This is a genomic window from Neobacillus sp. 114, assembly GCF_030127045.1.
In the GTDB taxonomy this organism is placed as follows: Bacteria; Bacillota; Bacilli; order Bacillales; family Cytobacillaceae; genus Neobacillus; species Neobacillus rhizophilus.
Genome location: NZ_CP126144.1, coordinates 1,404,503 through 1,418,594, shown reverse-complemented (window position 1 = coordinate 1,418,594; position 14,092 = coordinate 1,404,503). Strand labels below are relative to the sequence as shown.

General features: G+C 40.8%; 14 protein-coding genes and 1 riboswitch. Of the genes, 6 read left to right on the top strand and 8 right to left on the bottom strand.

The features are described from left to right. Positions 1–33: 33 nt before the first annotated feature. Positions 34–783, bottom strand: coding sequence for a type I methionyl aminopeptidase (map, locus tag QNN06_RS07020; RefSeq protein WP_284037314.1), 750 nt, complete (start codon positions 781–783; stop codon positions 34–36). 270 nt (positions 784–1,053) lie between these two features. On the opposite strand from map, the gene QNN06_RS07015 reads away from it, so the two are divergent. Continuing rightward, a complete protein-coding gene (locus QNN06_RS07015) occupies positions 1,054–1,380 on the top strand; it encodes a helix-turn-helix domain-containing protein (RefSeq protein ID WP_213118148.1) in 327 nt (108 codons plus the stop codon). A gap of 33 nt (positions 1,381–1,413) precedes the next feature. Here the strand turns inward: QNN06_RS07015 and QNN06_RS07010 are convergent, their stop codons facing one another. Then, positions 1,414–1,587: an anti-repressor SinI family protein gene (locus QNN06_RS07010; protein ID WP_372447602.1), complete on the bottom strand. Its 174-nt coding sequence runs from the start codon at positions 1,585–1,587 to the stop codon at positions 1,414–1,416. A gap of 32 nt (positions 1,588–1,619) precedes the next feature. After that, positions 1,620–1,711, bottom strand: a riboswitch (cyclic di-GMP riboswitch). A gap of 400 nt (positions 1,712–2,111) precedes the next feature. Here QNN06_RS07010 and QNN06_RS07005 point away from each other — a divergent pair. After that, entirely contained in the window at positions 2,112–2,237 is a 126-nt protein-coding gene (locus tag QNN06_RS07005) for a hypothetical protein (protein ID WP_261363801.1), read from the top strand. Positions 2,238–2,275: 38 nt separating this feature from the next. Here the strand turns inward: QNN06_RS07005 and QNN06_RS07000 are convergent, their stop codons facing one another. Then, positions 2,276–2,650: a DnaJ family domain-containing protein gene (locus QNN06_RS07000; RefSeq protein ID WP_213118149.1), complete on the bottom strand. Its 375-nt coding sequence runs from the start codon at positions 2,648–2,650 to the stop codon at positions 2,276–2,278. A 133-nt stretch (positions 2,651–2,783) separates the two neighbouring features. On the opposite strand from QNN06_RS07000, the gene QNN06_RS06995 reads away from it, so the two are divergent. After that, positions 2,784–2,984, top strand: coding sequence for a hypothetical protein (locus QNN06_RS06995; RefSeq protein ID WP_213118150.1), 201 nt, complete (start codon positions 2,784–2,786; stop codon positions 2,982–2,984). Positions 2,985–3,019: 35 nt separating this feature from the next. Here QNN06_RS06995 and hutH read toward each other — a convergent pair whose 3' ends face one another. Together hutH and QNN06_RS06985 are read right to left on the bottom strand one after the other, a co-directional pair. Further along, positions 3,020–4,537 (bottom strand): histidine ammonia-lyase, encoded by a 1,518-nt coding sequence (hutH, locus tag QNN06_RS06990; RefSeq protein WP_284037313.1) that lies wholly within the window; start codon positions 4,535–4,537, stop codon positions 3,020–3,022. Between the two features lie 307 nt (positions 4,538–4,844). Beyond that, on the bottom strand, positions 4,845–7,034 hold the full coding sequence (locus QNN06_RS06985; protein WP_284037312.1) for a DNA topoisomerase III: 2,190 nt from the start codon (positions 7,032–7,034) through the stop codon (positions 4,845–4,847). Between the two features lie 190 nt (positions 7,035–7,224). On the opposite strand from QNN06_RS06985, the gene QNN06_RS06980 reads away from it, so the two are divergent. Together QNN06_RS06980 and QNN06_RS06975 are read left to right on the top strand one after the other, a co-directional pair. Further along, a complete protein-coding gene (locus QNN06_RS06980) occupies positions 7,225–8,496 on the top strand; it encodes an MDR family MFS transporter (RefSeq protein ID WP_213118153.1) in 1,272 nt (423 codons plus the stop codon). A 354-nt stretch (positions 8,497–8,850) separates the two neighbouring features. Then, positions 8,851–10,083 carry an aminopeptidase gene (locus QNN06_RS06975; protein ID WP_213118154.1) on the top strand — a complete coding sequence of 411 codons (1,233 nt, stop codon included), beginning with the start codon at positions 8,851–8,853 and terminating at the stop codon, positions 10,081–10,083. A gap of 40 nt (positions 10,084–10,123) precedes the next feature. On the opposite strand, the gene QNN06_RS06970 is transcribed toward QNN06_RS06975, so the two are convergent. From QNN06_RS06970 to QNN06_RS06960, 3 genes are read right to left on the bottom strand one after another with little or no spacing between them, the layout of a single operon-like run. Then, positions 10,124–11,353, bottom strand: a complete 1,230-nt coding sequence (locus QNN06_RS06970) for a hypothetical protein (RefSeq protein WP_284037311.1) — start codon at positions 11,351–11,353, stop codon at positions 10,124–10,126. A 13-nt stretch (positions 11,354–11,366) separates the two neighbouring features. After that, positions 11,367–11,756 carry a DUF6114 domain-containing protein gene (locus QNN06_RS06965; RefSeq protein WP_213118156.1) on the bottom strand — a complete coding sequence of 130 codons (390 nt, stop codon included), beginning with the start codon at positions 11,754–11,756 and terminating at the stop codon, positions 11,367–11,369. A gap of 13 nt (positions 11,757–11,769) precedes the next feature. Further along, complete coding sequence (locus tag QNN06_RS06960) at positions 11,770–12,339, bottom strand: DUF6230 family protein (protein WP_284037310.1); 570 nt, start codon at positions 12,337–12,339, stop codon at positions 11,770–11,772. Between the two features lie 205 nt (positions 12,340–12,544). On the opposite strand from QNN06_RS06960, the gene QNN06_RS06955 reads away from it, so the two are divergent. Then, positions 12,545–14,047 carry a response regulator transcription factor gene (locus QNN06_RS06955; RefSeq protein ID WP_284037309.1) on the top strand — a complete coding sequence of 501 codons (1,503 nt, stop codon included), beginning with the start codon at positions 12,545–12,547 and terminating at the stop codon, positions 14,045–14,047. Positions 14,048–14,092: the final 45 nt, after the last annotated feature.

Genomic DNA, 14,092 nt, shown 5'->3' with positions numbered 1-14,092 from the left:
AAACAGACCTCGAACGAGATCTGTTTTTATTTTTTAATCTTGATCAGTTAAAATGATCGGGCCATCTCTGGTGATGGCGATTGTGTGCTCATATTGGGCGGAATAGGTGCTATCGACAGTCCTTGCTGTCCATCCGTTGGAATCCATTTTGGTGAATAATAATCCGATATTCACCATTGGCTCAATCGTAAATACCATTCCCTCTTTAATTCTTGGGCCTTTACCTGGCAAACCGTAATGCGGTACATCCGGCTTTTCGTGAATCACTGCTCCAATCCCATGTCCAATAAAGTCGCGAACAACCGATAGTCCTTCACTTTCCACATAAGTCTGGATGGCATGACCGATATCGCCAATCCGGTTGCCTGGAACCGCTTGTTCAATTCCCCTGTACAAGGCTTCCTTTGTAACTTTTAACAAATGCTTAGTCTCTTCGGAAACTTCGCCAACTGCGTAAGACCAGGCTGAATCAGCCAAGGCTCCGTTGTAATTAACAACCATATCAATCGTGACGATGTCCCCTTCCAGCAATGGGTCTTTGCGCGGGAAGCCATGGCAGACTTCATCGTTAATACTTGCGCATGTTGCGTATTCGTAGCCCTTATAACCTTTTTGTTCCGGAGTAGCATTATGCTTTTTTAAAAATCCCTCCACAAACTGATCAATTTCCCAAGTGGTAATCCCTGGCTTAATCATTTTGGCAATTTCTTTGTGACAGGCAGCGAGGATTTCTCCTGCCTTTTTCATTGCTTCGATTTCTCGTTGTGACTTTAAGACAATCATGTAATGTTCCCCTGCCTTTTTGAATAAATTCTTTTGTTTGGAGACCGTTTTGTGCGAATCCTGGTATATAAAAACGATTACTTTATGACATTTTTGGCAACACTTTAATATTAACGCTAACGGACTTATTTTTCAAAACTACTTTCTCAATATAAAAATTAATTATTCAAATTTCGATAATTTGCCATATTCCTTTGTTCTTAATATGGTACTCTCAAATTCTTTTTGATAGAATGATGTTATAAATTATTTTTAGGTGTGTGAGAATTCATGATAGGTGACCGCGTAAAGAAATTCCGCCAAGAGAAGAAGATGTCACTTTCCGAACTAGCAGAGCAGGCAGGAGTTGCAAAATCCTATTTAAGCTCGCTTGAGAGAAACCTTCAAAAAAATCCGTCCATACAGTTTCTTGAAAAGATTGCCGGTGTATTAAACATTCCAGTTGAACATTTTATACATGAGCAGATTGACAAGACGGAATTGGACAATGATTGGATGAATTTAGTAAAAGAAGCCATGACCTCCGGTGTTTCAAAAGATCAATTCCGCGAGTTCTTGGAATTTAATAAATGGCGGAACAATCAAAACAACAGTTAAAATGTATAAAAAAAAGGCATCCTACAAAAATTCTTAATTTTTGTAGGATGCTTTTTCATTTTGGTATGTAACGAATTGTTCCGATTGGTGATTACCGCTTAGGAAATTTCGAATATCTTCTACTGATAATCCAATCTTCTTAGCTTCCATAATTAGTACCAGCCACTCCTTGTCAAGCTTCTCCATCTGCTCAATCCCCAAATTCATTTTAACAACCCCCTAAAATACTTACCCGTATTTCAGGCAGCCCGGCCATCATAGCTTCTCCTATTTCCACCTTAGACCCTCGGCTTTGCGTCCTTGATTTTCACCAAGTTTGCCTTTTTCTGAAAAATAACTGTCTATTTATTATTTCATTAGTTCATCTTTTCTAGGACTAAATTCACACTAACTCTTTAGTAAGTTCATTATAACTAGTCCTTTTATAACAAAGTGTTAGTTTTTGTCAGCATTTTTAATATTCCGAACCTCTTTTTTAGACATTTTTTGACAAACCCCCACACTTTTTCCTCTAATTACCATTACCTAAAATTGGAATATATAAATAATAGAGAATTTAAAGTCGAATATTCTCCTAATTTGTGGGAAGAAAAATTTTCTTTATTTATTTTGGGCTCTGATTTTATGACGAAAACATTTGTCTAATTTGTGACGATTAGCATATAATATTAACAACATAACAAAACACAGAATATTATTAATATTCCGAATAAAAATAGAGGTGATAGGCATTGACCATTGTTCATGTGTTAAACTTTTCAATCCCCATTGCTTTTATGGTATTTGCAGGTTATTTCTTAGACCGCATCTGCAAGCCTGCCAAATTAGAAGAAAAAGCTGGTGAAGAGGAATTGTAAAAATTCTCTCCTCGCCAGCTTTTTTTACTAATCAGAATTTATTTAAACCGTTTTTCTACCTTTTGTTCGTAATTTTTAAAAATGGACGAATTTGTTTTCGCCCCCCGTTTTGACATCAATTGATTAAAGCGAAGGAGCTTTTCATTTAACTTTTTTTGCAAATCTTCTTTCTCGCCGCTGTCGTCACATTTTTTGATGAGATCCTCGATGCTCATCATCTCTTTGCGTAAATGGTTTTCCTCTTCTGTAAAGCCAGCATTTTTCATGATTTTGTAAGCCATCCGAAGCTCTTCAGGAATACCTGATAAATCATCAAGCTTAAGGGGTTTTCCATATCCAGGAAGGTTATCAAATTCACCATCTTTGTATGCTTTTTTAATCCGATCTTCTGAGACAATATGAAACATATCCATGTTCTTGCCCTCCTTTTTTAGCATACTCACTATATTTATTATAACAAAGCTCCATTTCGGTTGAAAAATAAATCGGTAATGTTTTCAGCTTTATTGGGGCATGCTACAAGCGATAACGAAAGGAGTGTTAGACTTGGCACGTGGAGAACATTTTAATCATAAAAACAAAAACCATCCGGGTGAATTCCCCAAGAACACCATGACCGAGAGTCATGCTGAGCAGGCAATCGGGGATGAAGAATTTATTGTCACCCAGGAGGCCTTCAAAAATAGAATTGAGGAAGAGGACACCAGGCAGGATACCGCCCGCCTGCTTCCTGAGCAGACAGAGTAAAAGGCGTGAAGAGTTTTCACGCCTTTTTACACTGTTTATTTTTCGAAGCTTAATTTCTTCATAAACTGAGAAAATTCCACGGTTTTCATCCATTCTGCCAGTCTTTCGATATCCTTTGAGAAGATGCGGTCCTGGTTAATGGATGCCACCTGCTCACGACCTTTTTCATAGAAGTTCTTCGTATGGGTCGCCATTTTCTCTACACCGCGATATTCGACGGCCTGCATGGCGCAAATCATCTCAATCGCAAGGACTCTGCGGGTATTTTGGATTATTTGATATGCATGCCTTGATGCAATCGTCCCCATGCTTACATGATCCTCTTGGTTTGCCGATGATGGAATGGAATCCACACTTGCTGGATGTGCCAAAGTTTTATTTTCTGAAACAAGGGCAGCGGCTGCATACTGCATAATCATTGCCCCTGATTGAAGGCCTGGCTGCGGGCTTAAAAACGGCGGCAGATCGCTTAATTGCGGATTAACTAACCGTTCCACACGACGTTCCGAAATATTAGCAAGCTCTGCTACTGCGATTTTCATAAAGTCCATTGCAAATGCAATTGGCTGCCCGTGGAAGTTTCCACCGGAGATGACCTTTTCCCCGTCATCAAAAATCAATGGGTTATCGGTCGCTGCATTCATTTCGATTTCCAGCTTTTCTTTTACATAATCAAGGGCTTGCCAGGAAGCACCTTGAACCTGTGGGATGCAGCGAAGAGAGTAAGCATCCTGAACCCTCAGTTCTCCCTGCATCGTTGTTAATAAGCTGTCACTCAAATAGCGGCGGATTCTTGCTGCTGTATCAATCTGTTGCTGGTAGCCTCTTGCCACTTGAACCTCTTCTGCAAAAGCATCGAGAATTCCGTTTAACCCTTCAATCGTCATGGAGGCAATCAATTCACTTTCGAAAGCAAGCTGCTCTGCTTCTAGGTATCCGACGACCCCCATAGCTGTCATGGCCTGCGTTCCGTTAATGAGAGCAAGACCTTCTTTAGCCTCAAGTGTTAGTGGGAAAAGACCTTCCTGCTGAAGTGCTTTGCCTGCTTCCACACGCTCGCCTTTATAGAATACTTCGCCTTCACCTACAACCACTAATGCCAAATGGGATAATGGCGCCAAATCCCCGCTAGCACCTAGTGAACCCTGCTGTGGAATAACCGGAATAATGTCTTTGTTAGCTAGCTCAATCAGTCTTTCAATGACTACCGGACGAATGCCTGAGTAACCTTTTAACAGGGCATTGGCACGAAGAACGACCATTGCTTTTGACACCACTTCTGGGAATGGCTCCCCTACTCCACAGGCATGCGAGCGGATTAAATTCAACTGCAGATCCTGTACATGTTCTTTATCGATAAGTACATCGCTGAACTTTCCAAACCCGGTATTGATTCCATAAACCACTCTACGCTCAGAAACAATTCGTTCCACTGCTTCCCGGCTCTTGGCTGCTGCCTCCATGCTTTGTTCCGAAGCGCCAACCTTTTGGCCGCGGTACAATACTTCCTTCATTTGCTCCAATGTTAGACTGTTACCTGTTAATGTGATCATTTCTCTCCACTCCTCTATTACTTTAGTAAGATAAAGAAAGAGGCTGGATTCCATTTCTGATTAGATTTGGAATCCAGCCTCTTTAATAAACGTTATAAAATTTTGAACGGTTCTTCGGCGCTGCCTCATGATTTTTTCACCCATTCTAAAAATTATTATTAGTTTGATAATATTTTATGTGACAGATACCTTGCCTGTCAACTAAATTTTCTGAATTTTAGCGCATTATCACTTTAGCAGGATAATGAATGAAAGAGGCTATTCATAAAGAAATTCAATCTTCTTGAATAGCCCCTTAAGTATGGTGTTAATCAAACTTCAACCCTTTTAACGCGTCAGCCAACGCACTATTCAAGGGTTCTTCATCTTTGTGCTGGTTCTTTAAATATTTTTGTACTGTCCGTTTATCCACTTTCCCACCGGATTCTTTTTTCCGGCGTTCTTGGAAAACAGAAAGTTTTTCACGATATCCACATTTACATGCGAAGATTTGGCCCTCACCCTCGCCACGAAGCTCAAGTTTTTTATGGCATTGTGGACAGCGTGCGTTTGTAACACGTGAGACATTTTTACGATGCCCACATTCCCGATCCTGGCAAACGAGCATTTTTCCCTTTTTTCCATTCACTTCAAGCATTGGTTTTCCACAGTCAGGACAATTTTTTGTAGAAATATTATCGTGCTTATATTTTTTACTGCTTGCTTTAATTTCAGCCACGATTTCTTTAGTGTAGTTTTTCATTTGACCGATAAACACTTCTTTTTTCAACTTGCCATGCGCAATTTGATCAAGCTTTTGTTCCCACTCCGCTGTTAAAGCAGGGGATTTTAGCTCTTCCGGCACTAAATCCAGCAATTGCCGGCCTTTGGAAGTAATATGAATGTCTTTGCCCCGCTTTTCGATTAAGAACGAGTTGAATAGCTTGTCAATAATGTCAGCACGTGTTGCAACCGTTCCCAGTCCACCTGTAGATTTTAATGTTTCTGCGAGCTGTTTATTGGTTGTTTCCATGTACTTTACTGGGTTTTCCATTGCCGAAAGCAATGTCGCCTCGTTAAAGCGTGCTGGGGGATTTGTTTGTCCAGCCGTTTGCGCGATTAGTTTCACATTTAATGTGTCGCCTTTTTCGATGCGAGGTAAAATCTGTTCTTTCAGATCATCTGCCACATCATCATCTTCAAAGCGATTATTGTAAACTTCTTTCCAGCCCATTGATAAAATAGTTTTTCCGCGAGCCACGAAGTTCTCATCACCAATTTTGGCCCGGAGCGTTAACTGCTCGTACTCGAATGCCGGGAATAATACCGCTAAGAAACGTTTTACGACTAAATCATATATTTTACGCTCTTTATCTGTGAAGGCTGAGAAGTTTACATAGCTTTCTGTTGGTATTATCGCATGATGATCGGATACTTTGCTGTCATCAACAAAAGCTTTAGTAGCTTTAATAGGCTTACTTAAGACCTTATTAGCTATTGGACGATATTCACCTATTGCACATGCTTTCAACCGTTCAGGGAGTGTTCCGACAATGTCAGAAGAAAGGTATCGCGAATCGGTACGAGGATACGTTAAAACTTTATGCTGCTCGTACAGCTTTTGCATAATGTTTAACGTTTCCTTAGCAGAGTAGCCAAAGATTTTATTCGCATCTCGCTGCAATTCTGTTAAATCATAAAGACCCGGGGAAAAAGACTTCTTAGGCTTTTTCTCAATTTCCGTTACAATCGCATTTTGTCTGCCAAGCTTTTTGACAATCGACTCAATTTTTTCTTTATCGAAGCTTCGGCTGTTTCCTTTTGCATCCTGCCAAGTCAGCTTTAGTTGGTTGGATGTTTGAGCTTCAATACCATAATAGGTTTGTGCTCTGAAGTTTTTGATTTCGTCCTCACGTGCTGCAATCATCGCAACAGTAGGTGTTTGTACACGTCCGCAGTTTAGTTGGGCATTGAACCTGGTCGTTAAAGCACGTGTTGCATTCAGCCCAATATACCAGTCAGCTTCTGAACGTGCGACAGCTGAAGCATATAAATTGTCATAAGACTTACCAGGCTTCAAGTTTGCAAAACCATCTTTAATCGCTTTATCAGTAACAGATGAGATCCATAGACGTTTAATGGGTTTATTGACTTTTACTTTATCAATAATCCAACGTGCAACTAATTCTCCCTCTCTCCCTGCATCAGTCGCCACGACTATTTCGTTGACATCATTTCTAGTCAGTTGACTCTTAACGGCATTAAACTGTTTCCCGGTCTGCCTAATTACTGTTAACTTCAAACGTTCAGGCAGCATTGGCAGATCTTCTAATTTCCATGTTTTATATTTCACATCATAATCTTCTGGGTCAGCAAGCGTGACGAGGTGTCCTAGTGCCCAGGTAACGACATATTTATCGCCTTCTAGATACCCATTTCCTTTTTTATTACAATTAAGCACACGTGCAATATCACGTGCGACAGAAGGTTTTTCAGCAATTACAACACTTTTTGCCATATTTAAAACATCCTTTCAAATTACAGTAAGTTAAATATAGCATACGTCTCTAATGGATTCAGTAATTCCGAAACTTCAACTACATTATTGCTAAGAAGTGATGGGATAGCAGTCTCTTTTTTTCTTGTATTCCCTTCCACTTGAATAGTATGATAAATTGGCACCATTTTTGGAAATGAGGATATTTTTCATGCGGATTAGAGATTGGGATACGAATTTAAAGGTTCGCCTGTTCGGTGAGGCGGCCATGAATATTACTTATTGGATGTTCTTTCCGTTTCTGTCGATATATTTTGCAGAGGAATTCGGCAAGAGCAAAGCTGGTTTGTTATTGGTTTTTTCACAAATATTTGCGGTGGCAGCTAACCTGTTGGGCGGCTACTGTGCCGACCGATTTGGGCGGAAACGAATGATGGTTCTCTCTTCCATCGGGCAAGGATTTTCCTTTTTAGCTTTTTCAGCAGCAAGTTCTCCCTGGTTTCAGTCCCCCATACTTGGATTCGCAGCGTTTGCGGCGGCCGGTGTTTTCGGCTCCTTTTATTGGCCAGCAAGCCAGGCCATGGTTGCCGACTTAGTGGAGGAAAAACACCGCGGCCAGGTATTCGCCATATTTTATACATCTATCAATATTGCAGTAGTCATCGGCCCTATTTTAGGCGGGATTTTTTATGCCCATTACCGCTTCCAGTTATTGCTTGCTGCTGCGATTGTTTGTATGATGCTTGGCATTATATTAGCAAAATTAACAAAAGAAACAGTGCCCGTTCAAAAAACTTCAGCTTTATCCGTCGACGGAAAATGGTACTATTTTTTAATCAATCAATTTCGGGATTATGTAATAATTGTACGGGATAAAACGTTTCTCTTGTTTATCGTGGCGGGGGTTTTAGCCGGCCAAACATTCATGCAGTTGGACCTATTGTTTCCTGTGTATATGAAGGATGTTGTTCACAATCAAAATCTACTTTCCTTTGGGGATTGGTCATTTAAGGTTGGCGGCGAGCAAGCCTTTGGGTTAGTACTCGCAGAAAACGGTCTTCTAGTTGCGTTATTAACTGTCATCGTGACCAAATGGACAGCTAATTTTAATGAAAGAAATATTTTCGTATTTTCATCGGTTGTATATGGAGTTTCATTGATTCTGTTTAGCCAAACGCAGTGGATTTGGGGATTGATTTTGGCAATGGCGGTATTTACTTTTGCAGAATTGATGGGTGCAGGTCTACAGCAAAGCTTTGTGTCCAAACTCGCTCCCGAGCATATGCGGGGACAGTACTTTGCTGCCGCGAGCCTGCGCTTTACGCTCAGCCGTACCATTGCCCCGTTGTCCATTCCAATGACGGTTTGGATTGGATACAACTGGACATTTTTTGTACTATTTTTGCTTACTCTCCTCAGCGCCTTCTTTTATTGGCTGATGTTTTATTCATTTGAAAAAGAATCTATTAAACTGGGATCCTAGCATAGCAGGCTTTAATTATTGTTCAAATTTCAGACAAAAAATTGTACTAAATTATTCACAATTACCCCTTCTAGTATTATACTTAGAGTGTAAACATTACATATTTCAAAGGCGGTGGACAAAGTGGAATTGTCAACATTTATGGCTCCCACTTCATTGTCAGGTATTATTACATTTATCGTTTTATTTTCCGCGGGGGTATATTTTAATATAAAGGTTTATGGAAGCAAACTTCAGTAGGAACACTGTTCCTGCTGTTTTTTTTGCTTAAAAATACACATTACCTCTATCATTTTCTTTTTTAAAATAAAAACGCTACAATAAAAGAAGATTCTGATAAAGGAGATTATACATATGAGTCAATTCCAGACAAACCTTGAAAAATACGCAGAGCTTGCCGTTAAAGTCGGCGTCAATATTCAAAAAGGTCAAAGCTTAGTGGTCAACGCTTCCTTGGATTCTGCCGAGTTTGTTCGCTTGGTCGTCAAAAAGGCTTATGGAGCGGGTGCCCGCAATGTCATTGTCAACTGGACCGATGATGTAGTCACGAAAACAAAATATGAATTGGCACCGGATGAAGTCTTCAACGAATACCCGCAGTGGCGGGCAAAAGAAATGGAAGAATTAGTCGGGCAGGGTGCAGCCTTTATGTCGGTGGTGTCTTCAAGCCCGGACTTGCTAAAAGGTGTAGACCCGCAGAGGATTGCCAATTTCCAAAAAGCTGCCGGAAAAGCAATGACTAAGCATCGTCAAGCGATACAATCAGACAAGGTCAGCTGGACGGTCGTCGCCTCTGCCTCCCCTGCCTGGGCTGCCAAGGTATTTCCGAATGAGCCCACTGAAAAGCAGGTTGAAAAGCTTTGGGAAGCCATTTTTAAAGCAGTCCGTGTGGATGCAGAAAATCCAGTCGAAGCCTGGAAAAAGCATGATGAAACCCTTCATGAAAAAGTCAAATACCTCAACGAAAAACGGTATGCAAAGCTGCATTACAAAGCACCTGGCACAGATTTAACGATCGAGCTGCCGAAAAACCATCTTTGGGTTGGCGCAGGCAGTATCAACGAAAATGGTGTGGAGTTTATGGCGAATATGCCGACGGAAGAGGTATTTACAGTTCCGTTAAAAACTGGCGTAAACGGCACCGTCGCCAGCACGAAACCGCTCAGCTACGGCGGAAATATCATCGATCGTTTTTCGATCACTTTTGAAAATGGCAAAATTGTCGGAGTAAAAGCAGAGGAAGGCGAAGAAGTTTTGAAGCATCTTGTGGAAACCGATGAAGGCTCCCACTATCTGGGTGAAGTGGCACTAGTTCCGTATAACTCGCCAATCTCCCAATCTAACATTCTTTTCTTCAACACTTTGTTTGATGAAAACGCCTCAAACCATCTTGCCATTGGCAGCGCTTATTCTTTCTGTATTGATGGCGGCAAGAAAATGTCATCTGATGAACTGAAAGAAAATGGACTGAATGAAAGCATCACCCACGTTGATTTCATGATTGGGTCAGCCGAAATGGACATCAATGGCATCACCAAAGATGGACAGACAGAACCTATTTTTAAAGCAGGAAATTGGGCATTTTAATCCAAAAAAAAATGAAAGAGCAGGCACACCTGCTCTTTTTCTATTGACTATAAATGACCGATCCATCCGGTTTTTTCACAATCTCATCACGCAATTTGGTAAGCTTCGAAACAGGATCATTCGGAATCAGTAATCCCAGCAACTTTGAAATTCCCAGTGTATTCAATAAGCTTTCTTCTATTTTTACCAATTGGTTAGTCAGAGTCGTATCTGTCGGACATACCTGATTTAGATCGACCTTTTTCGCCAATGCTTCATCGATTAATTGCAAACCAAGCTCCTTCGTAATTACACCGTTTGCAGACTGAAGCTTTGAACAAACCGTCTGCACCGTTTGATTTGCCGTATTAACCGTACCGTTTATCACCGGTTCTAACGGTTTGATGACAGGTTCCAACTGCTGAACGACCGGATCAAGCGGTTTTAGTGCAGGCTTAAGCGGATTTAAAGCTGGTTCCAGCGGCTGCAATACCGGATCCAAGACGGTCTCAACAGGTTTCAAAACTGGATCAAGTACACTAACAACCGGGTCTAGCGGTTTCAAAACCGGCTCTAAAGGCTTTGTCACTGGACTTAGCGGGTCCGTGATTCCACCAATTACGTCCTGAATCGGGTCAGTAATTTTTCCAACCAAATCCTCCGAGGCCCCAGCAGTGTTGCTATCAGCACAGGTAAGCGGCAGGTGTCCCGACATGATTTTTTCAATTTCCTTTTTCAATTGCTCCAAAGGAAGCTTGCTTAAATCTTGAAGGATTTGCAGCTGGTCCGGCTTTTCAGGGCCAGCGTTTCCTGAAACCGTTTTTAGTGTCAATTGATTGATGACGCTGTCATCTGACTCCATAAAGTGAGCCACCATCGTAACATTTTCCATCCCTAGCTGTGGGACTGTTTCTGCCGCATGGATACAGGCTCCTTTAAAGGAAATGGCCGAGATATCAACTGTCATTCCATATACGGTAACTGGTCCTTTTGCATTTAAGACAATGCTTATTGGTCCGTTGCCGGAATTAACCCGCTTTGTTAATTTCATACCATATATCGTGGCCGATTTATATTTAATTTGCAGCATCGGCTTTTTGTCAGTTGCGGATGTTTCTCGCTCTACAATGGAAGCTGACATCCCAGTCCCAACCACTCGGTCTGCCTCAATGATAAAGCCTTCCATATCGGTTGTTGTTTCTGCCCTAGCACCGTAACTAAAAGAGAAGAGCGAGAAAAACATGATCGCAACACTGCAGCTTATCAAGAAAGATTTGTTTTTCCACCACATAATTTGGTCTCCTTTAGAAGGTGAAGGTGTGTTGAACGGTTTCTTCGACACCGCTTGACCTTGTAGACTTCACTTTAGCCGGTCCCAAGTGCCATGCTGTCAAGAGTGAACCTCCGATAATTCCAAAGATTGTTCCAAAGAGAAACCCGCCTAACGCCCCAATTACAGATAATATCGATAGGAATATTGTAAAAATCCCTAGAATTCGTGACGCATTAGGGAAAAATAAGGCAATGATTCCGATTAACGTTATCATCCCGCCAAATAATAAACCAATAACGGCAATCGACCCAGGAAGGAAGGTGCTTAAATATAAGTTTAACGGTACCCATAAAATCATCAGCCCGCTTATAATTGTTAGCATGGCACCCCAAAACGGCCGCTTTTTTCGCCATTTTTTCATACTAGTTCCCTCCTTATTTTTTAATTCTTTCTACAGTCAGCTTCATTCCGTTCATATTAATCGTTTTCTGAAATAGATAATGAGTTTTTAATTTGGCATGCTCTAATGTGATCGTGGACGATTTTTGCTGGAATTGCTTTTGCCAGTCATCACTGTGATTCTCCTCGAGGACCAGGTTCTGGAACTTGGCATCTGCTTCAATAAGGCCGGCATCATGCTGCAGTCCGCTGATTTGAACTGGCTTGGAAGCCTGAATCTTGACTCGTATCCACTCACTGCCTACCTTAAAATCCTTGTATAATTGCAAATTGGTAATCGTTAAATTTTCAATAAGGTTTGTTCCTTGTGGTGCAGAATCCTCTGAGCTTGTTTCCCCCATTTTTGGATAGAAGGTATATCCTGTGCCTTCTAATTTATCAAACTCAACATAGAAATCACCTACACCCGCAATTGGTACTGCATAAGCGACACCAGAAATGCCGAATGACACTAAAAGCAGTCCAAGAGCTAAAAACCCCGCTGTCAATGCAGACCAAAAAGCTTTCTTACTAGTTGTTCCTTCAAGTTGAACCGGATTCTCCATAAAAACCCTCCTACAATTCGGAATATTTAAATAATAATCACTTACTTTACCTTACACTTCTTTCAAGACAACTACAATCACTGAAAATATCGGAAATTTATAGGCACCCCCGTCAAATGTCGGGGGAATACTACTAAGGGCGTATTGGAAATTTTTCCATTCCATATTATTATATAAATATAGATTGTCCGGAGGTGGAAGCTTTATGGAAGAAAAAGTGGAGCGGCTTTTATTAAAAGGACTTTCCATTCTTTACGAGCTAAGTTCTCCCTTTTTAAAAGAGTGGAAGGAACTTATGCCTTCATTAAAATATCGCAATCAAAGTTTAGTAGATGAAATTGATGTCATCATTCAGTTCGCTATTAAAGATGTATTTCAAAATAAAAACCTTAATGCTGATTCTTTTATCCTATCCTTGCTTGCAGAATGGCAAAAGCGTTTTTCCAGCAAGTATGATGAATATGAAGCCCTTTCCCTTATCACAACCATTGAAAATATGTTTCACAAGCTTCTGGACAGAGATCCGGAGTCCACATTTCTTGACCATCAGGCCATTCAAGCCTTTTTCATAAGAATACTTGACCAGGCACTGCTCAGTCAGGACACGGAATACCGAAACGACTACAGCGCAAAAATCATTATTGAAACTAATGTTCTCCCAATGAAATGGGTTGCCATTTTGAAAAAAGACAAAGAAGAGTATGTCATCGATAGCGTTGTCTGTTCCAATGAGAATCCAGTAGACGATCATTTGCTTGAAATGTGTAAAACCTTAAAGGCTCGGAAAACCAGCCACCTATCCATGGCAATTGAAAGATTAATAGGCCAAAACTCGGGTGATTCTCCCCTTATCCAAATTCCTTGCTTAAATGACACCCTGCTTATTTGCCTTAACAATAAGAATTTTCAAGTAAAAGAACAGCAAATCGATTTTATTAGGGAAATGTATCTTCATCAGCTAAAGCTTTACCATTTGGAAAGCAAAATTGATTGGAAAAATACTTCGCTTTTATTTTTACAACACCTACTTCTTTCCCGCAGTGCAGGCGATGCCGTTAATGCGATTACGACAGGCTTAGTGGAATATATGCCGTTCGAACGCTGTGCCTTATTTTTATACAATCAATATGAAGAAAAAGGGATTGGTGTTTCCGGACATAACGTCAGTACATCATCTGTTCAGCAAATTAGGGAGGAGATTTTTAAACTCCCCCTTATTAAAAAGTATTTAAATTCGTTAACGCATTCACAGCCGCTCTATTTTTCCAATGCTGCAGAAGTACTGCCGGAAAAATATATTCACGAATTTAAACTGCGGTCGTTAGTGGTGCTGCCTATTTTTGTTCCGACAAAAAACAAACTGATTGGAATCGCCATCTTGGACCAAGGGGAATATTCTGATTTTCTTGTGTCGAATCAAACCTTAACCACACTGATTAAATTTGGCCATTACGCTGGGGAATTGCTGTTTTCCATTTGGGATGAGGCACTCCAGCAGTTTGGAAGCTTTGATACACTGTTAACACCTCGGGAGAAAGACGTGCTAAAGCTGATTGCCGAAGGGGCTTCCATTAGTGAAGCAGCTAAGGAGCTACATTTAAGTAGCTACACAGTGCGTGATTACGTGTCAGTTATTATCCAAAAGCTGGAGGCAAAGAACCGAACGGATGCGGCTGTTAAAGCAATCAAAATGAAGTTAATTTCATAAGACTTTTATCACGGTTGCAGATTAACTCCATTTATGGTTACAATT

What these genes read in the sequence shown, in the direction of transcription:
- QNN06_RS06965 (WP_213118156.1), bottom strand. Translation starts at nt 11,756, where the DNA reads ATGAAAAAATGGCGAAAAAAGCGGCCGTTTTGGGGTGCCATGCTAACA.
- QNN06_RS06975 (WP_213118154.1), top strand. Translation starts at nt 8,851, where the DNA reads ATGAGTCAATTCCAGACAAACCTTGAAAAATACGCAGAGCTTGCCGTT.
- QNN06_RS06960 (WP_284037310.1), bottom strand. Translation starts at nt 12,339, where the DNA reads ATGGAGAATCCGGTTCAACTTGAAGGAACAACTAGTAAGAAAGCTTTT.
- QNN06_RS06980 (WP_213118153.1), top strand. Translation starts at nt 7,225, where the DNA reads ATGCGGATTAGAGATTGGGATACGAATTTAAAGGTTCGCCTGTTCGGT.
- QNN06_RS06985 (WP_284037312.1), bottom strand. Translation starts at nt 7,034, where the DNA reads ATGGCAAAAAGTGTTGTAATTGCTGAAAAACCTTCTGTCGCACGTGAT.
- QNN06_RS07000 (WP_213118149.1), bottom strand. Translation starts at nt 2,650, where the DNA reads ATGGATATGTTTCATATTGTCTCAGAAGATCGGATTAAAAAAGCATAC.
- QNN06_RS06970 (WP_284037311.1), bottom strand. Translation starts at nt 11,353, where the DNA reads ATGTGGTGGAAAAACAAATCTTTCTTGATAAGCTGCAGTGTTGCGATC.
- QNN06_RS07015 (WP_213118148.1), top strand. Translation starts at nt 1,054, where the DNA reads ATGATAGGTGACCGCGTAAAGAAATTCCGCCAAGAGAAGAAGATGTCA.
- QNN06_RS06955 (WP_284037309.1), top strand. Translation starts at nt 12,545, where the DNA reads ATGGAAGAAAAAGTGGAGCGGCTTTTATTAAAAGGACTTTCCATTCTT.
- map (WP_284037314.1), bottom strand. Translation starts at nt 783, where the DNA reads ATGATTGTCTTAAAGTCACAACGAGAAATCGAAGCAATGAAAAAGGCA.
- hutH (WP_284037313.1), bottom strand. Translation starts at nt 4,537, where the DNA reads ATGATCACATTAACAGGTAACAGTCTAACATTGGAGCAAATGAAGGAA.
- QNN06_RS07010 (WP_372447602.1), bottom strand. Translation starts at nt 1,587, where the DNA reads ATGAATTTGGGGATTGAGCAGATGGAGAAGCTTGACAAGGAGTGGCTG.